The sequence below is a fragment of the Jeotgalibacillus haloalkalitolerans genome (assembly GCF_034427455.1).
Classification (GTDB): Bacteria; Bacillota; Bacilli; order Bacillales; family Jeotgalibacillaceae; genus Jeotgalibacillus; species Jeotgalibacillus haloalkalitolerans.
Map to the genome: position 1 here is coordinate 1 of NZ_JAXQNN010000022.1, position 252 is coordinate 252.

At 56.3% G+C, this 252-nt stretch carries 2 tRNA genes; both read left to right on the top strand.

Annotated elements, in window-relative coordinates:
• Positions 1–79 precede the first annotated feature (79 nt).
• A tRNA-Ser gene (locus tag UFB30_RS16580) sits at positions 80–170 on the top strand.
• Positions 171–176: 6 nt separating this feature from the next.
• Positions 177–251: transfer RNA gene (locus UFB30_RS16585), tRNA-Glu, on the top strand.
• The last annotated feature ends 1 nt before the right edge of the window (position 252 follow it).

Here is a 252-nt window from a genome sequence, read left to right on the forward strand (position 1 = left end):
ACAGTAGCTCAGTGGTAGAGCAATCGGCTGTTAACCGATCGGTCGTAGGTTCGAGTCCTACCTGTGGAGCCATTTTTATGGGGAAGTACTCAAGTGGCTGAAGAGGCGCCCCTGCTAAGGGTGTAGGTCGCGTAAGCGGCGCGAGGGTTCAAATCCCTCCTTCTCCGCCAGAACATGGCCCGTTGGTCAAGTGGTTAAGACACCGCCCTTTCACGGCGGTAACACGGGTTCGAATCCCGTACGGGTCACCAT